Source organism: Georgenia deserti (genome assembly GCF_042680605.1).
Lineage (GTDB): Bacteria > Actinomycetota > Actinomycetes > Actinomycetales > Actinomycetaceae > Allobogoriella > Allobogoriella deserti.
The window spans coordinates 68,309-88,165 of the sequence record NZ_JBHUEE010000002.1; the positions used below are offsets into that span (position 1 = coordinate 68,309).

A 19,857-nucleotide genomic window follows, 5' to 3' on the forward strand; every position below is an offset into this window, starting at 1 on the left:
CCCCGGGCGGCTCACTCGCCGTCGCCCGTCGGTCCCGGGTCAGCCGACGTCGACCCGCACCGACCGTTGCTCGTGCGGATCGGGAGACATCGGCAGGACGCTGATGAGCTGGCCGTCATCCGCCCGCGCGGTGAGGACGGTGGAGGCGAGGATCTCGCCGTCGGCCGCCGCGATCCGCATGGCCGGGCCGGTGCCCACGAGCTCGGTGACGTCGCGGTCGATCGTGCTCCGTGCCGGCACGGTCACCGTCACCGGGTCCTCGACCTCGCCGCCGTCGGCGACGGGGGTCAGCTCGACCTCGACGTCCTGCTCGCCCGGATTGGACAGCACGACCCGGGCACCGTCGACGAGGTCGCCGAGCGACGGGGTCTGCACGAGGCCGCCGCCGCTCGGGCGTGCCGCCGGGCTCCAGGCCCGGTCCACCGGGGGCACGTCGGGGTCGAGCGGTCCGGCCTCACCGATCCGTGCCAGCGCCACGCCCCCGGTGATCGGCTGGTCCGAGGTGACGTCGACGGCGTAGGTTCCCGGCTCGATCCCCGCCAGGGTCAGGTCGAGGACGGCGCCCGGGTCGAGGACCACGTCCTGCGCGCCGGGCACCTCGACCGGGCCGTCCGGACCAAGCAACCGCACCGAGGCGGTGGCTTCCTCCTCGCCGGGGTTCACCAGTCGCAACTCGGACGCGACCTCGTCGTCGATGTCGGACTCGGTCAGCGCGACGCCGGGGATCGTCAGGTGCAGCGCGGGCGGCGCCGAGCCGGTGACCTGGTCGATGCCCGCGCTGACGAGGCCGTCGAGCTGGAGGTCCTGGACGGTGGCCGTCACCTCCCCGCCGTCGGCGTCGACGCGCAGGGCGATCTCGGGATTTCCCTCGCTCACGCCTTCGAGGAGGACCTCCTCGCTGGAGTGGGGGGCGACGACGATCTCGGAGAGCCGGGCGGCGTCGACGGCTCCGATCGAGGTGAGCATCCGCGCCGAGACGGTGGCCGGGGTGTCTCCGCTGTTGGTCAGGACCAGGCGCGAGCTCTGCCCGAGGTCGGTGCCGCCGCCGACCAGCCAGCTGGTCGAGGCGGGCTGCTGGCAGGCGGCGGCGGACAGGCCCCGCAGATCTCCGGCATTGGTGCGAGTGAGGGTGGCGCCGGCCGCCAGGGCGGCGAGGTCGTCGACCGGTGCCGCCGTCAGGACGCCCGGGGCCTCGGGGTCGGTGACCGCGAGGGTGCGCACGTCACCGGTCACCGTCAGGTCCTCGCCGGTGCTCCCGGTGGGTGTGTACTCCGCCTCCGGCGCGTCCGCATCGCCGCGGGGCACGGTGATCGTCCGGGTCAGCGCCGAGGGTTCGACGTCCGAGGGGTCGACCTCCGGATCCACGGACATGCCCTCGCCGGTCGTGAGCTCCGCCGGCCCGGCGCAGACGTGGTCGACGGTGCCGGCCGGCACGTCGACCGCCGGTGGGGACACCGCTGCGGGCGCCGACGGAGGTTCGGCGTCCGCGGCGACGACGACGGCCCCGGTGGCCGCGAGCAACGCGGCTGCGCTCAGTCCGAGCCCGACGCCGCGCAGAATGCGACGCGGACCGATCCGGCGGCCCGGGGCCGGGGCCGGCTGGCCCGCATCATCGGTGGCCGTGGCGTTCGCCGTCGCGGCGGTCCCGTCGCGGTCAGCGTCCTCGGCTGCATCGTCCTGGTCGGAGCCTTGTCCCTCGGGGGTCTCGTCCGCCGTGGCTTCCTGCTGGTCCTCGGACACCTCGTGCTGGTCCTCGGGACCTTGGGACTGGTGCTCCGGAGCCTGGTCGTGGTCCTCCGAAGCCTGGTGCTGGTCCTCGGGAGCCTCGTCCGGTCCGGGCTCGTGCGGTGTTCGTTCATCGCTCACGAGTCCACCTCCGTTCGTCGGCGGCGTACCGGCAGCGCCAGGAGCAGCGTCAGCCCGAGCACGACGGCTTGCACCCACGTCCAGATGGTCGGCGCGGCCTGGTACGAGACCTGCAACGTCCCGGCGTCGGGCGGAAGCTCGAACGCCTGGCGCCACCCCTCGGTCGTCGCCCGCAGCGGCTCGCCGTCGTACCACGCGCGCCAGCCGTTGTCCGCGCGCTCGGCGAGGACGAGGGTGCGGCCCTGCTCCCCTGCAGCCACCTCGGTGCGCATGCCGACGGTCCCCGCCGGCAGGTCGCCGGTCCACTCGCCGTCGGCGTCGTGGATCCGGGCGCGGGCGACGGACGGTGCCGAACCCGCCCCGCCGGTCGTGCTCACCCGCCAGATGGCGCCGGACTCGTTCTCGGTGACCCGTTCCAGCCCGGCCGTGGCGTCGAGCCGCTCGAGCAGAGCCGCCCGCTCGGTGGTCGTCGGCTCGGTCCCGGCCGGGACGAACGTCGGCTCGTGGGGCACGACGACCACGCCGACAGCATGAGCGCCGAGGACCTGACCGACGTCGTCGGCCGCACCGACCGAGATGGCGGCCACGAGGCCGGCGAGCTCACGGTCGGCGTCGTCGAACCCTTCCCGCTCCAGCTCGGCGAGGTCTGCGACGGCGGCGGAGTCCGTCAGTTGCGGCCCAGCGCCACGCCAGATCTGCGCCTGGATCGTGCCGCCGGAGGGCACCAGCGCCAGGACGCGCGAGCGCGAGGACGAGGTCTGCATCTCCTCGGCGACGGCGGGCACCGGCGGTGCCTCGCGGCCGTGCACCGCCAGCAGCTCTCCCGGGCGGTCCGACGGCGTTGCCGTGACGCCGACGAGCCAGCCGGCGCCGGTCGCCAGCGGTCCCGCGACGACGAGCAGGGCGAGCACGGTCGTCGTCACCTGTCGCCAGCCGAAACTCCGGCCCGCCAGCGCGGCCCGGAGGCCGTCACCGGCGGAGACCACGGCGACGAGCAGCCCCAGAACGACCAGGGAGACGCCTGGGCCGGCCCAGGCGCGCACCACCTGGCTGGTGCCGTCCGCTCCGGTGCCGACGCCGACGTCGGTCCGCACAGCGAGCAGGGCGAGCACGAGACCTACCAGTGCGACCAGCCATCCGGCCCGGACCGCGCGTGCCCGACCGGTGCCGCGTGCCAGGGCCAGCACCGCGCCGAGGAGGAGAGTCGCGCCGCCGGCGAGCATGCCGTACTCGGCGGCGGCGCCGACGACGCCCGACGCCTCGGGGTCGAGACCGGGGAACGTCACCGGCTCGACCGGCCAGCCGAGCAGCGGCAGCCACGACGGAGAGGCCCCCGCGCCGCCGGCCGGGTACGGCACACCGCCCCCGAAGAGGATCCGCCAACTGCCGCCGGGCAGGTTCGCCACCGCGGCGAGGACCGACGGGCCGAGCAGGACGAGCGCGGGCACCGGCACGAGCAGCAGCACGAGGCGGCGCCGGGGTGCCAGGACCGCCAGCACCACCGCGACCACCACGGCGGCGGGCAGCAGGGCCGGAACCCCGGCGCAGGCCGCGGCAAGCGCCAGCGCCGCGCCGGCGCCGGCGGCGATGGATCCCGCGCGAGTACGGCGCGTGGTCTCGACACCCTGCGGCGAGACGGTCCGGCCGTCGGCGACGGCACGTTCCTCGGCGGCGCGCGCCCGCTCGGTCCGGCGGGCACCGACCAGGCCCGAGAGCACGACGTCCCGCCGGTCGACGGCCACGGCTCGGGCGAGGCCGAGCCCGGCCCAGGGCAGCAGGAGGTGCGCGAGCACCGGACCGAGCCGGCCCTGCCCGGTGGCGAGCAGCAACGCCGGGGACAGCGCCCAGGTGACCGTCGCGACGGCGCGCAGCCCGACGGAGCGGGTGGCCGCTCCGGCCGCGAACCACGCGCCGAGACCGGCAAGCGGGATCGAGCCGAGCAGGATCGCGGTGATCACGGCGTTGGCGCTCGCTCCGAACGGAGCCACGAGCGCGGCCGGGACCGCGAGGACCTGCAGCAACGGGTCGGCCGGCCCGGGATGGCCGTCGCCGCCGACGACCCACCCGGAACGCGCCATGGTCCACAGCTGTCCGGCCGTGACATCGAGCGGGCGCAGGGCGGCCCCGGTCAACGGGCCGGCGAGCAGCAGGTCGATGAAGGCGATCAGGGCGACGGCGGTGAGGACGACCGCCGTGAGGGTGCCGGTCACGCGGCGCCGGCGGGCCAGTGCGGCGCGTTCGGCGATCTCGAGCTCGCTCGGCGCGGCCACCGCACGGCGGGCGGCAGCCTGGGTGCGCCGGACGTCGCGGCGGGCGCGGCGGATCTCGGCCGGCTTCGCCTCGAGCGGGACGAGTGCGGCCCGGCGGGACAGGCGGCGCGAGCCGCGGTGGCGGCGTCGCGCACGCCAGAGCTCGTCCGTCCGCCCCAGCACGGCCAGGGGAGCTCCGAGCTCCGCGCCGGCCAGCCCGATCTCCTTGGTGGTCACCCGCCACAGCGCGCGCAGGGCACCGAGCAGCAGGAACCACACCGCGACGAACGGCACCGCGAGCCCGGGGACGGTGAGCAGGGCGTTGAACAGCTGGGCACGCCGGCGCGGGAGGAACGAGCGCCGCGGGTCGGGTTCGCTGGCATCCCCGGTGATCAGCCCCCCGCCCCGAAGTCCGTGGAAGGCGGCGCGGGCGTGGTGGACGACGGCGGTCGGGACGACCACGACGCGGTGGCCGGCCAGGCGGGCGCGCCGGCTGAGTTCGAGACCGTCGCCGAACGGGCCGAGCGCGGGGTCCGGACCGTCGAGCTCGTCCCACACGGTGCGGCGCACCAGGGCCCCGGCCAGGCCCACAGCGAGGACGTCCTCGCGGTGATCGTGCTGGCCCTGGTCGATCTCGCCGGGCTCGATCTCCGGAACACGGCGCGCGGAGCGGGTGGCGCGGACGCCGACCTCGAGGAGGCGGTCGGGCTCGTCCCAGTCACACTGCTTGGCCCCGAGCAGGGCGATCGAGCGGCCGGATTCGGCCGCGTGCAGCAGCCGGTCGAGGGCCTCGGGTGCGGGAGCGGAGTCGTCGTGCAGCAGCCACAGCCACTCGGCGGCCGCCCCGGCGTCCGGGGCACCGCCGCCGGCGCCGACAGCGCGCATCTCGCCGGTCGTGACCGGGTTGAGCTCGCCGGTGACGCCGGACCACCCGGTGGCCTCCCGCTTGCGGGCCCGGCGGGCCGCCCGCTCGACGAGTTCGGCGTAGCCCGCGAGTCCGAGGGTGACGGCCTGCCCGAACGTCGACGCCTCGGGGGCACGCACGACCCGGACGCGGGCAAGGTCCTCCAGGCCGGCCTCGGCGACGGCCTCGTGCACCGGGACCCCGGTGCCCACGTCACGACCGGGCGCGCCGACGTCGACGACGAGGACGACCTCAGGGGAGTGCGTCTGGGCGGCGATCGCCGCGAGCGTGCGCGGGAGGTAGGCGGTCACGCCCGTGCTGACGACCACCGCGAGCGTGGTGGGGCGCGTGGGCACGGCAGAGGGAACCGGCGTCGTCAGCGGCGCGGCCGTCTCAGACGGCGCGGCGCTTGAGCTTGCGACGCTCACGCTCCGACAGACCGCCCCAGATGCCGAACCGCTCGTCGTTCGCCAGGGCGTACTCCAGGCACTCGGACCGGACCTCGCAGGAGGTGCACACCCGCTTCGCCTCGCGCGTGGAGCCCCCCTTCTCCGGGAAGAAGGCCTCCGGGTCGGTCTGCGCGCAGAGCGCGCGGTCCTGCCAGGCGAGCGCTCCCTCGTCGTCGCCGGCGTCGAGCAGATGCAGGACGTCAGCCCCGACGGCGTGCTGCTGCTCGTCCTCCTCGGCCGCCATCCCGAAGGTCAGCGGACCATCACCGAGAATGTTCCACACGATCGTTCTCCCCCTCGTCCCTTCGGCAGCTCCCACGTGAATTACACGCGTGTCATCCGCCCGAGTCAACCCCAGGAGTGCTATACGAGTGGGATACGGACTTGACGGCGAGGCCGGTCACGTCCTTGGTGCCGAGCTGCGCCATTCCGCGGCTCGCCCGCTCCCCACCACCGTAGGCGCGGCACCCTACCCTCGTCACCATGAGCGTCTCCGGTACGGCCCCGAGCCGACTCCTGACCGCGCTGGGTGCCGACGGCACGGCACCACGCCTGACCTGGTACGGATCGACCGGCGGCGAACGCGTCGAACTGTCCGGCCGAGTCCTGGCCAATTGGATCACCAAGGCGGCCAACCTGCTGGCCGAGGAGGCGGACGCCGCCCCGGGCTCCGTCGTCGTGATTCATCTCCCAGTGCACTGGCGCGCGGCCGTGTGGACGCTCGCCACGTGGCTCACCGGTGCGACCGCCGGCCTGGACGAGCAGCCGGAAGCGGCCGACGTCGTCGTCACCTCCGACCCCGCCGCGGCGCCTGCCGCGGACTTGACCCTCGCGGTCGCCCTGCCGGCGCTGGCGATGGCCTGGGACGGGGCGGACCTGCCCGCCGGCGCGATGGACGCCGCCGCGGACCTCGGCGGCTACGGGGACACGCTCGGCTTCGTCCAGGCCCCGGATCCGGACGACGAGGCGCTGAGCGGCGTGCGCTACGCCGACCTCGAGACCTGGGCGGCCCCGGCCGCTGCGGCGGGAAGCCGGGTCCTCCTCTCCCCCGGCAGCCTCGAGGACCTGATGCGTCAGGCGTTCGGCGTCTGGCTGGCCGGAGGGTCGGTGGTGCTCGCCGCGCCGGGTGCGCCGGGTCTCGACCGGGTCGTCGAGGCCGAAGGGGTGACGGTTCGCCTGGATGCGCCAGACTAGGCACCATGCGAGGCATCATCCTGGCCGGTGGATCCGGCACCCGGTTGCACCCGATCACCCAGGGCGTGAGCAAGCAGCTCGTGCCGGTCTACGACAAGCCGATGGTCTACTACCCGTTGACCACGTTGATGCTGGCGGGCATCCGGGACGTCCTGGTCATCACCACGCCGCACGACGCCGAGTCCTTCCACCGGCTGCTCGGGGACGGTTCCCAGTTCGGTATCTCGATCTCCTACACCGTCCAGGAGGTACCCAACGGCCTGGCCCAGGCGTTCGTGCTCGGCGAGGAGTTCCTGGGCAACGACCCGGCGGCCCTGGTCCTGGGGGATAACATCTTCTACGGCCCGGGCATGGGCCAGACCCTGAACCGGTTCGGCTCGATCGACGGCGGCGCGGTGTTCGCGTACCACGTCTCGGACCCGACGGCCTACGGCGTGGTCGAGTTCGACGACAACCAGCGCGCCCTGTCGCTGGAGGAGAAGCCGAAGCGGCCGAAGAGTTCCTACGCGGTGCCCGGCCTGTACTTCTACGACAACGAGGTCGTCGAGATCGCCAAGGGTCTGGAGCCCTCGGACCGGGGCGAGTACGAGATCACCGACGTCAACCGGCACTACCTCGATCAGGGCCGGCTCGCGGTCGAGGTGCTGCCGCGCGGCACCGCCTGGCTGGACACCGGCACGTTCGACTCCCTCGCCGACGCCACGGCGTTCGTGCGCACGGTCGAGGCACGGCAGGGCTTGAAGATCGGCTGCCCCGAGGAGGTCGCCTGGCGGCGTGGCTTCCTCAGCGACGACGATCTGCGCGAGCGCGCCGAACCGCTGCGCAAGTCGGGCTACGGCGAGTACCTCCTCGGTCTTCTCGAGCACTGACACCGGCGCCGGCCAGCCCATGACCGACCAGCCCGGCACAGTGAGCCGCCTGCCGCCCGCCGTGCCGGCACTGACGGTCGCCTGGACGCTCATCCTGCTCAGCTGGTCGCTGCTCCTGCCGACGTTCCGCTCCTTCGACGAGGCCGCGCACATCTCCGGCGGCTACGCGCTGCTGGAGACGGGCGAGTGGCCCGGATACCAGGAGCTGCACCTGCTCACCTGGGTGCTCGACGCCATCCCCGAGGAGCACCCCGGCTACCAGCCGATCACCACCACCTCGGCCGAGCCGCTCTCGTTCGCCGAGCTGCGAGACGCGGCGCCGGCCGGCTCGTCGGACGGTGATGTCAACACGATCGGACAGCACCCACCCGGCTACTACGCGCTGCTCGCCGGGTTCCTCGCCGTGCTGCCCGACGACGTTCCGGCGCACGTGACCGTGTGGTTCCTGCGCCTGACGAGCGTGGCGCTGCTCGCGCCCCTCCCGCTGCTACTCGGACACGGTGCGCGGCGGTTGCGCGCCCCGCCGGCGGCCGTCGTCGCCGCGGCCGCCGGGCCGCTCCTGGTCCCGCAGCTCGGCGCTCTTGGCGGCACGGTGACGAACGACAACCTGCTCACCGCCGCCGCTGCCGTGGTGACGGTCCTGGCCGTACGGATCGCCACCGGCGACCTGACCCGGACCGCCGCGGTCCTGACCGGCGGCGCCCTCGCCGTGGCGCTGCTGACCAAGGCGTTCGCGCTCGTCCTGGTCCCCGTGGTCGTCGCCGCGTACCTCCTGGCGGGCCGCCGTGGCGGGGTGCTGCGCACGGCCGCCGTCCGGCTGGTGCTTGCCGGCGCGGTGGCCGCCCTGGGCGGATGGTGGTGGATCGCGAATCTCGTGCGGTACGGCACGGTTCAGCCCGCCGGCCACCGACCGGCGCTGCCCGGCGGGCCGCTCGACCCGCTCGAGGGCCTCGGCGACTACTGGCACGAGGCGGTGATCCGGGTGCCCGTCCGGTTCTTCGCGTCCTTGTCCATCCAGATCGGCCACCAGCCGCCGCCGTTCAGCTACACCCTGACCACCGGGTTGTTCACGGTGATGGTCGTGGCCGCGGTCGTGGTGCTGGCCCGGCGGGCGTCGTTCGGGCTGCGGCGGGCCGACGCCGCCCTGCTGCTCGCCCCGTTCGTCGGCTGCGCCGCGGCGATGATCGCCGGGACCTGGCCGCTGTACCTGCGTACCGGCGAGCCGCTGGGCCTGCAGGGCCGCTATCTCTTCCCGGGGTTCGCCGGCCTGACCCTGGTGCTCGCCCTCGGGGGGCCGGCCATGCTGCCGCGCCGGCTGCGGTCGGCCGCGGCCGTGGCCGTCGTCGTCGCCGGCGGCGTCTTCACCGGGCTGAGCATGCGTCGGGTTCTCGGCTTCCACTGGGCCGAGCGCGACTCCTCCGTCATCGACGGCCTGCGGGCCATCGAGGCCTGGGGGCCCGCCCCGGGCTGGCTGCTGTGGCTGCTGGCGCTCGGGTACCTCGGCACGCTCGCGTGGGTGGGCCGCAGTCTCATCGCGGGCGAGGCGCTGGCACCACAGCGACCTCCCCGAACCGCCGGCGCTGCGTCGCAGCGAGACCGCGCCACGCCACGACGACGATGAGGACGCCGAACACGCTCACCGCCAGCGCGGACCACACCGGCCAGGCCGGTAGGTCGTTCTGGGCCGCCGCCGCGGTGGCCCACGCGAGCCATCCCCGCTCACCGTCCACCCCGAACCGCTCGGCCAGGTGGGCCGAGTACCGCACCGTGCCCCCCAGGAGCACGACCATGACGCTCGCGGCGACCAGGCCGCCGGCGCCCCGGGCGGCCAGGCACGCGAGCCCGGCGAGCAGCCCGAGGGCGATCGACGCCGGCAGGAAGTAGCGAATGTTGTCGTTCCCGTAGCCCACCGTGTGGGCCAGTTGCACGGCGTACATGCCGATGAGGGCGCCGAGGGGGACCAGGGCGGCCCACGTCGTGGCGGCCCGTGAGGGAACGGACAGTGGTGGAGCGTCGGCGCCGCGGCGCGCCGACCACCACCGGCCGGCAGCGACCACGGCGAGCAACGCGAGCGTCACGAACAGCGCCCGCGAGAGCTGGTAGTTCGTCAGCGCTCCGAGATCGACCTCCTCCTGCCCGAGAAGCCGGTCCGGCACGATGAGGTAGAAGTCCGGCCTGGTGAGGTTCTCCTCCAGCGTGCGGTACGGCCGGTCCCCCACCGGGACCCGCGGCGTGGACCGGAACCACGAGCCGCTCAAGGCGAGGTTGCGCAGGTAGAACCATCCCGACGTCGCGGCAGGCAGCGCCAGCACCGGTGCGACCCGCAGCAGCGCCGCACGCACCCGTCCCGGCCCGGGCAGGTGGATCGTCACGGCGATCAGCACCGCCCCCGCGCACAGAAGAAGGACGACGACGAACGTCGCCTTGGTGAGCATCCCGAGGCCGCACACCGCCGCCGTCGCCAGGACTCGCCGCCGGCTGGGCCCGGCGCGCAGCATGCGGATCGCGAGGACGAGCCCCGCCGTGGCAAGCGTGGTGAGCAGGACATCACCGTAGATCTCGCCGGCGAACCGGACGAAGGACACCGACAGGGCGCCGGTGGCGGCCGTCGCGACCGCCAACCGGTGCCGGGAACGGCCACCGAGGCTCCAGCCCGCCCAGCCGAGCAGCAGGACGGTGACCGCGCCGAGGGCCACGTTGAGCAGTCTGCCCGTGAGCACCACCCGCACCCAGTCGGCCGGCTCGGCCCCGCCGGCCAGGGCGAGCACCGGGGCGTAGTACAGCGGCGGGTGCGCGGAGGCGTACTGGCGTTCGTGCGGCAGCGGGCCGTCGGGGGTGAACCGCACGCCGTAGGGGGCGGGGAGGTTGCCGTCGGCGAGTTGGTAGATGTAGTCGAGGTGGTAGGTCGCGTCGATGGTGCCGCGCCAGTTGAGCGTGAGCGCGGCGAACATGGCCGCGCCGACGACCGTCAGGACGCCGCCGAGGACCCCGGCGACGGTCCACCTGGTGGCAGCGGCCACGGCGCTCAGGCCCGGGCGACGCCGTCGATGACGTCGAGCTGTGCCATGGCCCGGACCCGGACGTCCTCCAGCGCGGTGGCGATCTGCTCGCGCAACGGGTCCTGCCGGTGGAGCAGCTCGGCGATCTTTGTGCGGAAGAGGTCGTCGGTGAGGTCGGCGTGGCCGACGGCGAAGTCCTCCAGGTCGAACATCTCGAGCACCTCGCGGTACTTGTGGCTCCAGCCGATGACGAACGTCGGCACGCCGGTCGCCAGGGAGGAGACCATGGCGTGGAACCGGGACGCGACGAAGATCTGGCAGCGCCCGATGAGGTGGCGCAGGGCCTGCGAGCCGAGTTCGTCGTCGACGAAGAGGACCTGCTCGGGTGAGGCCAGGCCGGCGTAGATCTCCCGGCACAGCGGCAGGTCGTTGTTGTGGGTCTTGGTGGTGCCCGCGCGGGCGCTGTGCGCGACGAGGAAGACTTTCTTGCCGAGGTCGCCGGTGAGGTGGTCGATCTGGCGCCGCACCTGGCCCACGTAGTCCTCGCCGCGGGTGTCGGCCGCGGCGCGCAGCACGGCGCTCGGCGAGAAGCCGACGACGTCGCCGGAGTCGAAGAAGCTCGTCTCGACGGCGGCACTCGCCTCGGCGACGTCGGCCTCGGCGACCTCGAGGGTGAAGGCCAGGTCGGCGCCGCGGTGAACGTTGTCCAGGCCGAGGTCCTCGAGGTGCCGGTGGGTGGTCGCCCCGCGGGAGACGATCGCGGCTACGCGCGGCAGCATGAGCGAGGCGGCGAGCTTGTTGAGCGGTTCGGTGAACGGCCCCATGGCCTGGGCGACCTTGACGACCGGGGTGCGCACGAACAGCGCGGGCAGGATCGAGGCGACGTTGTAGATGAGGAACTTGCCGCGACCGTCGACGAAGGTGATCCCACCCTCATCGAGGAGCACGTCGGCGCCGGCCAGCGCTCCGATCTCGGGCACGGCCCGTTCGATCTCGCGGCGCAGCGGCGGCAGGAGGCGATGGGCCAGCGCCGCGCTGTTGAGCAGCACGCCGAGACGCAACGGCGAGGCGTCGAGTACCCGCAGGTTCGGGTAGCGGTTCTGCGCCGCGTCGGAGCATGGGTACATGCTGAGCAGGACGAAACGGGTCTTCGGATCGCGACGGGTGAGGTGCTGGACCGAACTCTCCAGCATGGCGGCGGCACCCTTGTTGCCGGAGAACGCGGAGCCGATGATGGCGACCTTCATGACGTTGCCGTCTCCTTTCGGGGGGTCAGGCGCAGGATGCCGTAGACGGCGACGACGACGGCGTCCGCCACGGTCGCGTACAGACGAGCCACCAGGGCCAGGACGATGGCCTGCTCGGTGGGCAGGTAGGCGGCGGCCAGCAGCACGAGGACCGACTCGCGCACGCCGAGCCCGCTCGGGACGAAGACGGCGAGGATGCCGACAGCGCCGGCGATGATGTAGGCGCACGCCAGCGGCAGATAGGCGGAGGGGGCGACGTCGACCATGGCCACGGCGATGGCGACGAAGCCGGCGCCGTTGATCACACGGGGAAGCAGGTACAGCAGCTGGTACCGGAGCGCCTGCGTCCAGCGGAGGAAGTACTCGGCGGGGATCTCCCGGTGGAGCGCCCGCCGGGCCAGCAGGTTGGAGCCGAATCGGAAGACCGGACCGTTCGTCAGTGCCAGCAGCGGGATCAGGGAGGCGAACGCGAGCAGCAGGGGCGTCGAGCCGGCGCGGCCCGTGCCGAGGTCGACGGTGCCCGCGAGCAGCAGGACGAGCGTGGTGGGGACCAACGAACCGATGAGAAGGAAGGCGTTCTCGTAGACGAAGGTGATGAGCACGAGAGTCTTGGACAGGCCCCGACCCGCCGCCCACGCGACCTTGTTCACCGCCGACCCGACCTGACCCGGCACGTACTTGAGCAGCCAGGACAGGCAGTGCACGCGCACGGCCTCGAGCGGCTGGACGTCCGTCCCGGAGAGCTCGGCGGTCATCCGGCCCCACAGCAATCCGGAGACGGGGACGGCGAGCGCGAACAAGACGACCGCCACGACGCTCCAGCCGTCGACGGTGAAGTCGATCTGCCGCACCGCATCCCAGTTCTGCGCGAGCGAGCGGCCGAAGAAGTAGCCGACCACCGCCAGGACGACGACGGTGACGAGCGCCCGCACGCCTCGGCTGCGCGTGATGGCCCTACTCTGGGACGGCATTGTAGGAACGCAGGACCTCGAGCGACTTCTTCGGTGAGGAGGCGACGAGGGACTCCGGCTGCGGGTAGCCCACGGCGATGAGGCAGACGACGCGGTCGTGAACCTCGAGTCCGAGCGTCTTCTGCATCTTGAGCTCGAGAGGCTCGAAGTCCGGCCAGTTGATGATCGAGGAGCTGAGGCCGAGGGTCTCCAGGGCCAGGACGAAGCCCATGGTGGCCAGGGCGGCGTCGATGTAGATGGCGTGCCGGTCGCGCGGGGAGAAGTAGCTGTCCAGGCGGCCCTTGACCACGACGATGGTCGGGATCTGGTGTGCGTAGCCGCCGGTGCCGAAGGGGATGGCGGCGACCTTCCGGACCAGCTCGGGATCGTCGTAGACGAGGTACTCGTAGGGCAGCCGGTTGCACGCCGTCGGGGCCTCGCGGCCCACGACCAGAGCCTTGTCGATGAGGTCGCGCGGGACCGGCTTGTCCAGGAACCAGCGGACCGAACGCCGTTGTCTGGCCAGGGCGAGGAGCTGGTCGTAGGTGACGTCGCTGCGTTCGATGGACCCGTGCGGGTAGGGCCGGATCGTCGCCTCCGGCGCCACGGGCCCGGGCACCGGGGCGGCCTCGAACGTCGTGCGCGCGCGGTCGACGGCGGCGTCCCCGGGACGCACGAGCGTGAAGTAGGTGCGCAGCACGTCGTGCGCCCACCGCAGCTCGACCTCGTCGATGCTCTGGGTGGCCCCTTCGGTGCGACCGCGGACCGCCACGAGGTAGAAGTCGACGGTTTCCTCGATGTAGTCGCGGGCGAAGACGTCCCGCCGGGGCTGCATGAGGATGCCCTTCTCCAGCCGGTGGATGTTGCGGCGCAGCTCGACGTGGGTGGGCCGGGCCTGGTTCAGGTGGGCGTAGTAGGCGCGGCGTCCGGCGAGGACGGCGTACTGCTCCCGGTTGAAGGTGGCGAAGCCGGGGAACGAGTACAAGGTGGCGGCCAGCCGGTTGGAGCCGACGGCGCCGAGCACGGCCCGGTTGCCGGCCTCGTAGGCCTTACGGACGGCGGGGACCGCCAGGACGTCCTTGACGGTCTTCTTGAGTTTCTGCAGCATCCGGTTCCTACGAGGTGGCCGTTTCGGTGACCCGGGTGCGGTCCGGGACGCCGGTGGTGTCGTCGACGGGGCGAGAGGTGCCCGGCAGGCCTCCGGACGCGCCCGGCTGCTGCGGCGCGGCCCGCAGCGGTGTCCGGGACGCCGGCGGGTCGGGCAGGGTGCGGGCGGAGAGCCCGATCTCGCCGTACTGGACCTCCTTGAGGCGTTCCAAGGTGTCCTCGAGCAGGACGCGGTTGGTGCGCAGCAGGTCGGCGATGATCAGCAGGGCGAAGCACAGCAGGGCGCCGACGAGCATGGCGGTGCCGACGATGAGCGACTGGACATGGCCGTTCGCGTCGCCCGCGAGCCAGAAGATCATGAACCGCACGAACGGGATCAGCGCAACGATCAGCATGACCGTTCCGAGGGTGCCCAGGACGGCGTGCGGCTTGAACATCAGGTACGAACGGGTGATCGCGGCACCCGACTTGTACATGTGGTGCCAGATGTTCTTGAACAGCCGCGACTCCCGGGTCTTGCCGTTCGTCGTGACCGGCACGGACGCGATCCGCAGCCGCTTGTTGCCGGCCTGGATGATCGTTTCCATGCAGTAGCTGAACTGCGTGACGACGTTCAGCCGCACGAGGGAGGCCTTCGAGTATGCGCGGAATCCGCTGGCGGCGTCCGGCAGGTCCGTACCGGCGGCCCGGTTGACCACCGAGGACCCGATGCGCTGCATGAGCTTCTTGAACGGGGAGAAGTGCGGGATCTTCGCGGTCTGCCGATCTGCGATCACCACGTCGGCCTCGCCGCGCACGATCGGCTGGACGAGATCGCCGATCCGTTCCTGGGGGTACTGGTTGTCCCCGTCCGTGTTCACCACGATGTCGGCGCCGTGCTCGAGTGCGTAGTCCACGCCGTCTCGGAAGGACCGTGCCAGTCCCATGTTCCGAGTGTGCCGCAGGATGTGCCGTACTCCGTGGGCGCGCGCGACCTCCACGGTGCGGTCGGTCGAGCCGTCGTCGATGACGAGGATCTCGACGGAGTCGATGCCCGGGATCTGCCGGGGAATCGTGGCGAGGACGGCAGGCAGCGTGTCCTCCTCGTTGAGGCACGGGACCTGGACGAACAGTTTCATGGGTTCCTTCGAGTACGGCCGGTCCGCGGTGAGGGCGACTCGGTCAGAGTACCGGCCTGGGCGGTTCGCCGGGGCGAGACGTGCCGGGCGGGCGCGGCGCTCTCGCCGGTCATGACGGCGGCTCGGCCGTCTCCAGGGCCGCGGGGCGCTCGCCACGTGGCCCGCGCCAAGGCCACCAGCAGGGTGAGCGAGGCACCGACGAGCGCCACCAGCAGCAGGCCGGCCTGCCAGCCGGTCAGCGGGCTCCAGGCGACCCACCGGCGAACCCCTTCGATGAGGGCTTCGACGCCGGTCCCTTCGACGTAGTACATCGTCAGCGCGTACCCCAGGCCGTAGGCGGCGAGTCCGAGACCGGCACCGGCAGCGAGGAGGGTGGCGTGCGCGCGTGCCCGCTCGGTGCGGAGCAGGACACCCACACCCACGGCCGCGACGGCGAGGAGTCCGGCCACCGTCACGAAGAGATACCGCCCCTGCAGCCCGGGGAAGAGGTCGTACCTCAGGTGGTTGCCGTAGCCGCGCACGAGAACCATGACGAGGACGAGCACGGTGGTGCCGACGAGCAACCAGCTCGCCGGCCGGGCCCGGCGCGGCAGGAGCCCGGCCAGGAGGAGGAGTACGAGCGCGGCGGTCAGCAGGACGACGGCCACGTCACTGAAGAGCTCCGGGGTGCCGACGAGGTCGCCCCAGAAGGAGTGAGCGAGCCGGTCGATCGCGACCCCGAGGAACTCGGGCACCGTGGCGCGGTCACCTCCGACGGCCGGCTGGCGATAGACGCTGGGCTGCTGGAACGAGCCGTAGAGGAGGTAGTTGCGCACCCACCACCATCCGCCGGTCGCCATCGTGGCAGCCCCCAGGACGGCGCCGCGGCCCAGGCGCCCGGCGAGCCGGACGTCGCCGCGGGCGAGCAGGACGGCCAGGACGAAGGCGGGACCGAAGAACGCCATGAAGGCCTTGGTCATGAGCCCGGCACCGACGACCAGGGCGGCCAGGAGGAGCGTGCGGTACCGAAGGTCGCCCTGCACGATGCGGACGAGGAGGTAGGTGGCGGCGGCACCGGTCAGCACGAGGAGGTTGTCGTTGTTGACCGAGCCGCCGATGTAGGCCAACTGCGGAATGGCCAGCGCCAGCGCTGCGGCGAGGAGCGCGAGCGCACGCGACCCACCGAGACGCCGGGTGGTCGCAGCGACGAAGAGGGGCAGCGGTGCGACCATGCCGACACTGACCAGGCGCAGCACCAGGAGCTGGACGTCCCACCTGCCGTCCTCCTGGCCTACCAGCGACATCAGGCCGGCCTCGGTGGCGTAGTAGAGCGGCGGGTGCTGCGTCATCTGGTCGACGAGCGCGGAATCCGTGGTCGGCAGGGCGTTGTGCGGGCCGACCCGGCTGCGGGCCTCGTCCCGGGTCGGCGTGACGTCGACGAAGTCGCGATCGAACGGAGTGTCGCTGCCGGGCCGGTTGGTCCACCGTGCCCCTTCGTACGTCGCCGTCCGGATGAACGGTGCGACGAGGGCGTCCCCGGGGGCGGGCCAGCCGCCGCCGTAGGCGAGACGGACGGCGCTGTTGACGTGTTTCGTCTCGTCGTAGGAGCGGTAGGCGGGGGTCAGTGACGCCCACGTGAGCAGGACCAGCGTGAAGACGACGGTGAGCAGGGCGAGGGCCGTGACGTAGGACCGGTGGCCGAACTGCTGCCGGGCCTCGGCGGTCTCGTGCGCAGGCATCTCGCGGGATCGCAGAACTGTTCTTTCCTTTCGCCCCCGGCTCACACGGCGCGCCGGACTCCGATCGTCGAGGTGCCGTTGCCGTTCCAGTCGCCGCTCAGCACGACGTCCGAGGCCCGGCCGTAGGTGTACGACCAGTCCGCTGCGCGTGTGTGCGAGTTCGTCACGAGCTGGAGACGGCCGCGGCGGACGGCGGCGGTGTCCCGGCCGTCGCCGTTCCAGTCTCCCACGAGGGGGGTGTCGGAGGAGCGGCCGAAGACGAAGGTGTGATGAACGACGGAGTCCAGTCGGTTGCTCAGCAGCCAGGTGGCCGCACGCCGCAGGCCCACCGTGTCCCGGCCGTTGCCGTTCCAGTCACCGACGACCGGGGTGTCCGAGGCCCGGCCGAAGCCGAAGGCGCGGTCGGCGCCCGCGCTGAGGGTGTTGCTCAGCAGCCACCGCCAGCCACGACGGGCCCCGACGGCGTCGCGGCCGTTGCCGTTCCAGTCACCGACCACGACGGCGTCCGTGGCGCGGCCGAACCGGAACGTCCGGTCCGGTGGGCCCGTGGTGTCGAGGCGGTTGTACACGTCGAAACGGTTGCCGTCCCGGTACATCGGCGTCTGACGCCCGTCTCCGTCCCAGTCGCCGATGTAGACCTCCAGGTGCGGACGCGCGTCCGTGGCCCGGATGTCTCGCGAGGGATTGCGCGGGTGGTTGGCGAGTAGGAAGTTCGACTCCGGCATCCGCTCGGCCACGGCGCCGATCATCGTGCTGATGCGGCGGTAGATGTTGTCGCCGGGGCACGTGGTGTCGCCGACGTCGCGGTGGGCGAAGATGCGCGGGAGGTTCTGCCCGGCCGGCCGGGCGGCGGTCCCGGGGGAGACGAATCCGCTGGGCGACCTCGGATCGATGCCGGACCGGCCGAACTGCCACGCGATGACGTCGTTCATCCGGTCCAGGATGAGTTGCGGGGCTCGGACGGTGCTGTAGTCGCCCATGGCGGACAGGCCGACGCTGCCGGTGTTGAAGCCGCGCGCGTGCCCGGCGACGACCATCTGGCCGGGTGGGGCGGCCATCGTGCCCTTGCGCCCCTGGAAGATCTGCCCGTACTTGTCGACGAGGAAGTTGTATCCGATGTCGCCCCACTCGCGCTGGACCGCGTGGTAGTAGTAGATGCCCCGCACGATCCCGGCGGACTCGGCCCGGGTGTAGTTGTTCGTCCCAGCGGTGTGATGGACGACGGCGGCGCGCAACCTGGCGTTCTCGGGATCCCACTCCTCGAGGGACTCGTCCGCTCCCCAGCCGGCCCGACCGATGACGCTCGGCCGCTCGATGTCGACGCCGGGGGCGAGGGTGGTTGCGTCGGGGGCGGGTGGCTGGGGCGGCGGCACGTCGCCCAGGTTCTGCTCCCGCGGCTGCGCCTGAGCGGAGGCGTCCGGCAGGACGCGGGGCGCCGCGGGGTCCCGCAGGGCCGCGGCCTCGCCCGAAGGGTTCGCAGGGACCAGGAGAAGGTCGAGATCGGCCGGCAGGGCGGCCGCGGTGCCGGTGACCTGGGCCTGAACGGCTGTGGCCCCGCCGGTGAGGAAGGGGTCGGTGCCCGCGCGGCCGTGTTCGGCGTCGTCGGCCCCGACCTCGAGCCAGTCGGACCAGCCGGAGTCCTCGAGGACCCGCAGGAAGAGATGCGCGTCCTCCGGCAGGCGCGCCCCCTCCTGCCAGGTGAACGCGGCCACGACGAACCGCGGTGCGGCGATCGGATCGGTGAGGACGGACGGGGCCGCGGCGCCGGGTGCACGCCGCGCCCGTGGGCCGTCCTGCTGCCCGTCGGCTCCGTCGTCCGCCAGGTCGGTCGGCTCACCGGCGTGGTCGGTGAGCGGCACGATCGTCGGCGTCGCACCGTCGTCCACGTCGGGCGAGCCGCCGGTGCCCGAATCCGGGGTGGTCTCGTCCTGCTGCGGGCCGATCGCGCCCTCGTCGGTCGCGCTGTCGTCGGTCACGCGCTCGCCGTCGTCGCTGTTCTCGTCGCCGTTCGGGTCCTCGCCCTGACCGTCAGTGATGCCGCCGCGCTCCTGCTCCTGGCTGATCTCGCCCTCGCCGGTCCCCGGCCGTATCTCGGCGCCGGCGGCCGACGACGGCACAGCCGTGAGGACGAGCGCGAGAGCGACGCTCCACGAGGCGATGTGTGACCGGTGGTTCACGGCGGTCCTTCCGCGCGAAAGAGAGGCAACGGGCATCGCCCGCGCGGCGCAGAATCTACCGCCCGAGCGGCGCCGTGTCCGGCATTTGGACGTCGTGACGGTCGGTGCGTCCCGCCGGCGGGCCCGGTCAGGCGAGAACGAGCGGTGCCGCGACGCGCCACCGCTCGGCCCAGTCGCCGATGGGTGCGACCCCGGTACGGGAGAACGCCTCGTGCCCGAGGACCGAGAACGTCGGCCGCGGCGCCGGGCGCGGGAACGCCTCAGACGTCGTCTCGTGGACCATGGCCGGATCCTTACCCAGCCCGGTCACGATCTCCCGGGTGAAACCGTGCCAGGAGACGCGACCGGACGCGGTGCCGTGATACGTGCCGGCCGGTGCCGCGGCATCGACGAGACGGACGAGGAGGTCGGCCAGATCCACCGTCCAGGTGGGCTGCCCGACCTGGTCGGCGACGACCGAGAGGCTGTCCCGCTCACCGGCGAGACGCGCCATGGTCTTCGGGAAGCAGCCGCCGCGGGCGCCGTAGAGCCACGCCGTCCGGACGACCAGGTGGTCGGGCGCCTCGGCCCGCACGGCCCACTCCCCCGCCGCCTTGGTCCGGCCGTAGGCCGACCGAGGCGACATCGGGTGGTTCTCCGGGTACGGCGTGTTCGCCGTGCCGTCGAACACGTAGTCGGTCGAGACGTGGACGATCCGCGCCCCGGCCTCGCGTGCGGCCCGGGCGAGCAGGTGCGGACCGACCGCGTTGAGGGTGAACGCGGCCGCCTCGTTCGACTCGGCGTCGTCCACGGCGGTCCAGGCGGCGCAGTTGGCCACGACGTCGACGTCACGCACAGCGCGGCCCACGGCGGCCGCGTCGGTGATGTCCAGGTCGCCGCGGCGTGCTGCTCGTACCTCGTGCCCGGAGTCCGCGAGCCGTGCCGTCAGGTCGGCCCCGAGCATGCCGCCGGCACCGGTCACGAGCCAATGCATGACGATCTCCTTCTGGTCGGTGCCGCTGTGATTCCTC

Annotated in this window: 14 protein-coding genes; 3 read left to right on the plus strand and 11 right to left on the minus strand. The window is 72.9% G+C overall.

The genetic code is table 11. The annotated features are described in order from the left end of the window. Positions 1–39: 39 nt before the first annotated feature. The 3 genes from ACFSE6_RS04035 to ACFSE6_RS04045 are packed head-to-tail and all read right to left on the minus strand — an operon-like array spanning position 40 to position 5,751. Complete coding sequence (locus ACFSE6_RS04035; RefSeq protein ID WP_388002432.1) at positions 40–1,866, minus strand: DUF5719 family protein; 1,827 nt, start codon at positions 1,864–1,866, stop codon at positions 40–42. After that, positions 1,863–5,375, minus strand: a complete 3,513-nt coding sequence (locus ACFSE6_RS04040) for a glycosyltransferase family 2 protein (protein WP_388002433.1) — start codon at positions 5,373–5,375, stop codon at positions 1,863–1,865. The genes ACFSE6_RS04035 and ACFSE6_RS04040 overlap by 4 nt, the downstream gene beginning before the upstream one ends. Before the next feature lie 37 nt (positions 5,376–5,412). Then, complete coding sequence (locus ACFSE6_RS04045) at positions 5,413–5,751, minus strand: WhiB family transcriptional regulator (RefSeq protein WP_388002434.1); 339 nt, start codon at positions 5,749–5,751, stop codon at positions 5,413–5,415. Between the two features lie 200 nt (positions 5,752–5,951). Between ACFSE6_RS04045 and ACFSE6_RS04050 the strand changes: the two genes are divergently transcribed. From ACFSE6_RS04050 to ACFSE6_RS04060, 3 genes are read left to right on the plus strand one after another with little or no spacing between them, the layout of a single operon-like run. After that, entirely contained in the window at positions 5,952–6,662 is a 711-nt protein-coding gene (locus ACFSE6_RS04050) for a TIGR03089 family protein (protein ID WP_388002435.1), read from the plus strand. 5 nt (positions 6,663–6,667) lie between these two features. Beyond that, complete coding sequence (gene rfbA, locus ACFSE6_RS04055) at positions 6,668–7,531, plus strand: glucose-1-phosphate thymidylyltransferase RfbA (protein WP_388002436.1); 864 nt, start codon at positions 6,668–6,670, stop codon at positions 7,529–7,531. Between the two features lie 40 nt (positions 7,532–7,571). Next, positions 7,572–9,152, plus strand: a complete 1,581-nt coding sequence (locus ACFSE6_RS04060; RefSeq protein WP_388002437.1) for a glycosyltransferase family 39 protein — start codon at positions 7,572–7,574, stop codon at positions 9,150–9,152. Here ACFSE6_RS04060 and ACFSE6_RS04065 read toward each other — a convergent pair. From ACFSE6_RS04065 to rfbD, 8 genes are all read right to left on the minus strand, one after another. Further along, entirely contained in the window at positions 9,061–10,551 is a 1,491-nt protein-coding gene (locus ACFSE6_RS04065; protein ID WP_388002438.1) for an ArnT family glycosyltransferase, read from the minus strand. The genes ACFSE6_RS04060 and ACFSE6_RS04065 overlap by 92 nt on opposite strands. Before the next feature lie 5 nt (positions 10,552–10,556). Further along, complete coding sequence (locus ACFSE6_RS04070) at positions 10,557–11,777, minus strand: polysaccharide pyruvyl transferase family protein (RefSeq protein ID WP_388002439.1); 1,221 nt, start codon at positions 11,775–11,777, stop codon at positions 10,557–10,559. Then, positions 11,774–12,709, minus strand: a complete 936-nt coding sequence (locus tag ACFSE6_RS04075) for a lysylphosphatidylglycerol synthase domain-containing protein (RefSeq protein WP_388002440.1) — start codon at positions 12,707–12,709, stop codon at positions 11,774–11,776. The genes ACFSE6_RS04070 and ACFSE6_RS04075 overlap by 4 nt, the downstream gene beginning before the upstream one ends. 22 nt (positions 12,710–12,731) lie before the next feature. Beyond that, positions 12,732–13,835 carry a nitroreductase family protein gene (locus tag ACFSE6_RS04080; RefSeq protein WP_388002441.1) on the minus strand — a complete coding sequence of 368 codons (1,104 nt, stop codon included), beginning with the start codon at positions 13,833–13,835 and terminating at the stop codon, positions 12,732–12,734. Positions 13,836–13,842: 7 nt separating this feature from the next. Then, positions 13,843–14,952: a glycosyltransferase gene (locus ACFSE6_RS04085; protein ID WP_388002442.1), complete on the minus strand. Its 1,110-nt coding sequence runs from the start codon at positions 14,950–14,952 to the stop codon at positions 13,843–13,845. Beyond that, positions 14,949–16,670, minus strand: a complete 1,722-nt coding sequence (locus tag ACFSE6_RS04090) for a glycosyltransferase family 39 protein (protein ID WP_388002443.1) — start codon at positions 16,668–16,670, stop codon at positions 14,949–14,951. The genes ACFSE6_RS04085 and ACFSE6_RS04090 overlap by 4 nt, the downstream gene beginning before the upstream one ends. 41 nt (positions 16,671–16,711) lie before the next feature. Beyond that, complete coding sequence (locus ACFSE6_RS04095; RefSeq protein ID WP_388002444.1) at positions 16,712–18,847, minus strand: N-acetylmuramoyl-L-alanine amidase; 2,136 nt, start codon at positions 18,845–18,847, stop codon at positions 16,712–16,714. Between the two features lie 127 nt (positions 18,848–18,974). Further along, positions 18,975–19,820, minus strand: a complete 846-nt coding sequence (rfbD, locus tag ACFSE6_RS04100; protein ID WP_388002445.1) for a dTDP-4-dehydrorhamnose reductase — start codon at positions 19,818–19,820, stop codon at positions 18,975–18,977. Positions 19,821–19,857: the final 37 nt, after the last annotated feature.

Excerpts from the sequence above, each read along its gene's own strand:
- ACFSE6_RS04050 (WP_388002435.1), top strand. The coding sequence starts at position 5,952 with ATGAGCGTCTCCGGTACGGCCCCGAGCCGACTCCTGACCGCGCTGGGT.
- rfbA (WP_388002436.1), top strand. The coding sequence starts at position 6,668 with ATGCGAGGCATCATCCTGGCCGGTGGATCCGGCACCCGGTTGCACCCG.
- ACFSE6_RS04070 (WP_388002439.1), bottom strand. The coding sequence starts at position 11,777 with ATGAAGGTCGCCATCATCGGCTCCGCGTTCTCCGGCAACAAGGGTGCC.
- ACFSE6_RS04080 (WP_388002441.1), bottom strand. The coding sequence starts at position 13,835 with ATGCTGCAGAAACTCAAGAAGACCGTCAAGGACGTCCTGGCGGTCCCC.
- ACFSE6_RS04085 (WP_388002442.1), bottom strand. The coding sequence starts at position 14,952 with ATGAAACTGTTCGTCCAGGTCCCGTGCCTCAACGAGGAGGACACGCTG.
- ACFSE6_RS04090 (WP_388002443.1), bottom strand. The coding sequence starts at position 16,670 with ATGCCTGCGCACGAGACCGCCGAGGCCCGGCAGCAGTTCGGCCACCGG.
- rfbD (WP_388002445.1), bottom strand. The coding sequence starts at position 19,820 with ATGCATTGGCTCGTGACCGGTGCCGGCGGCATGCTCGGGGCCGACCTG.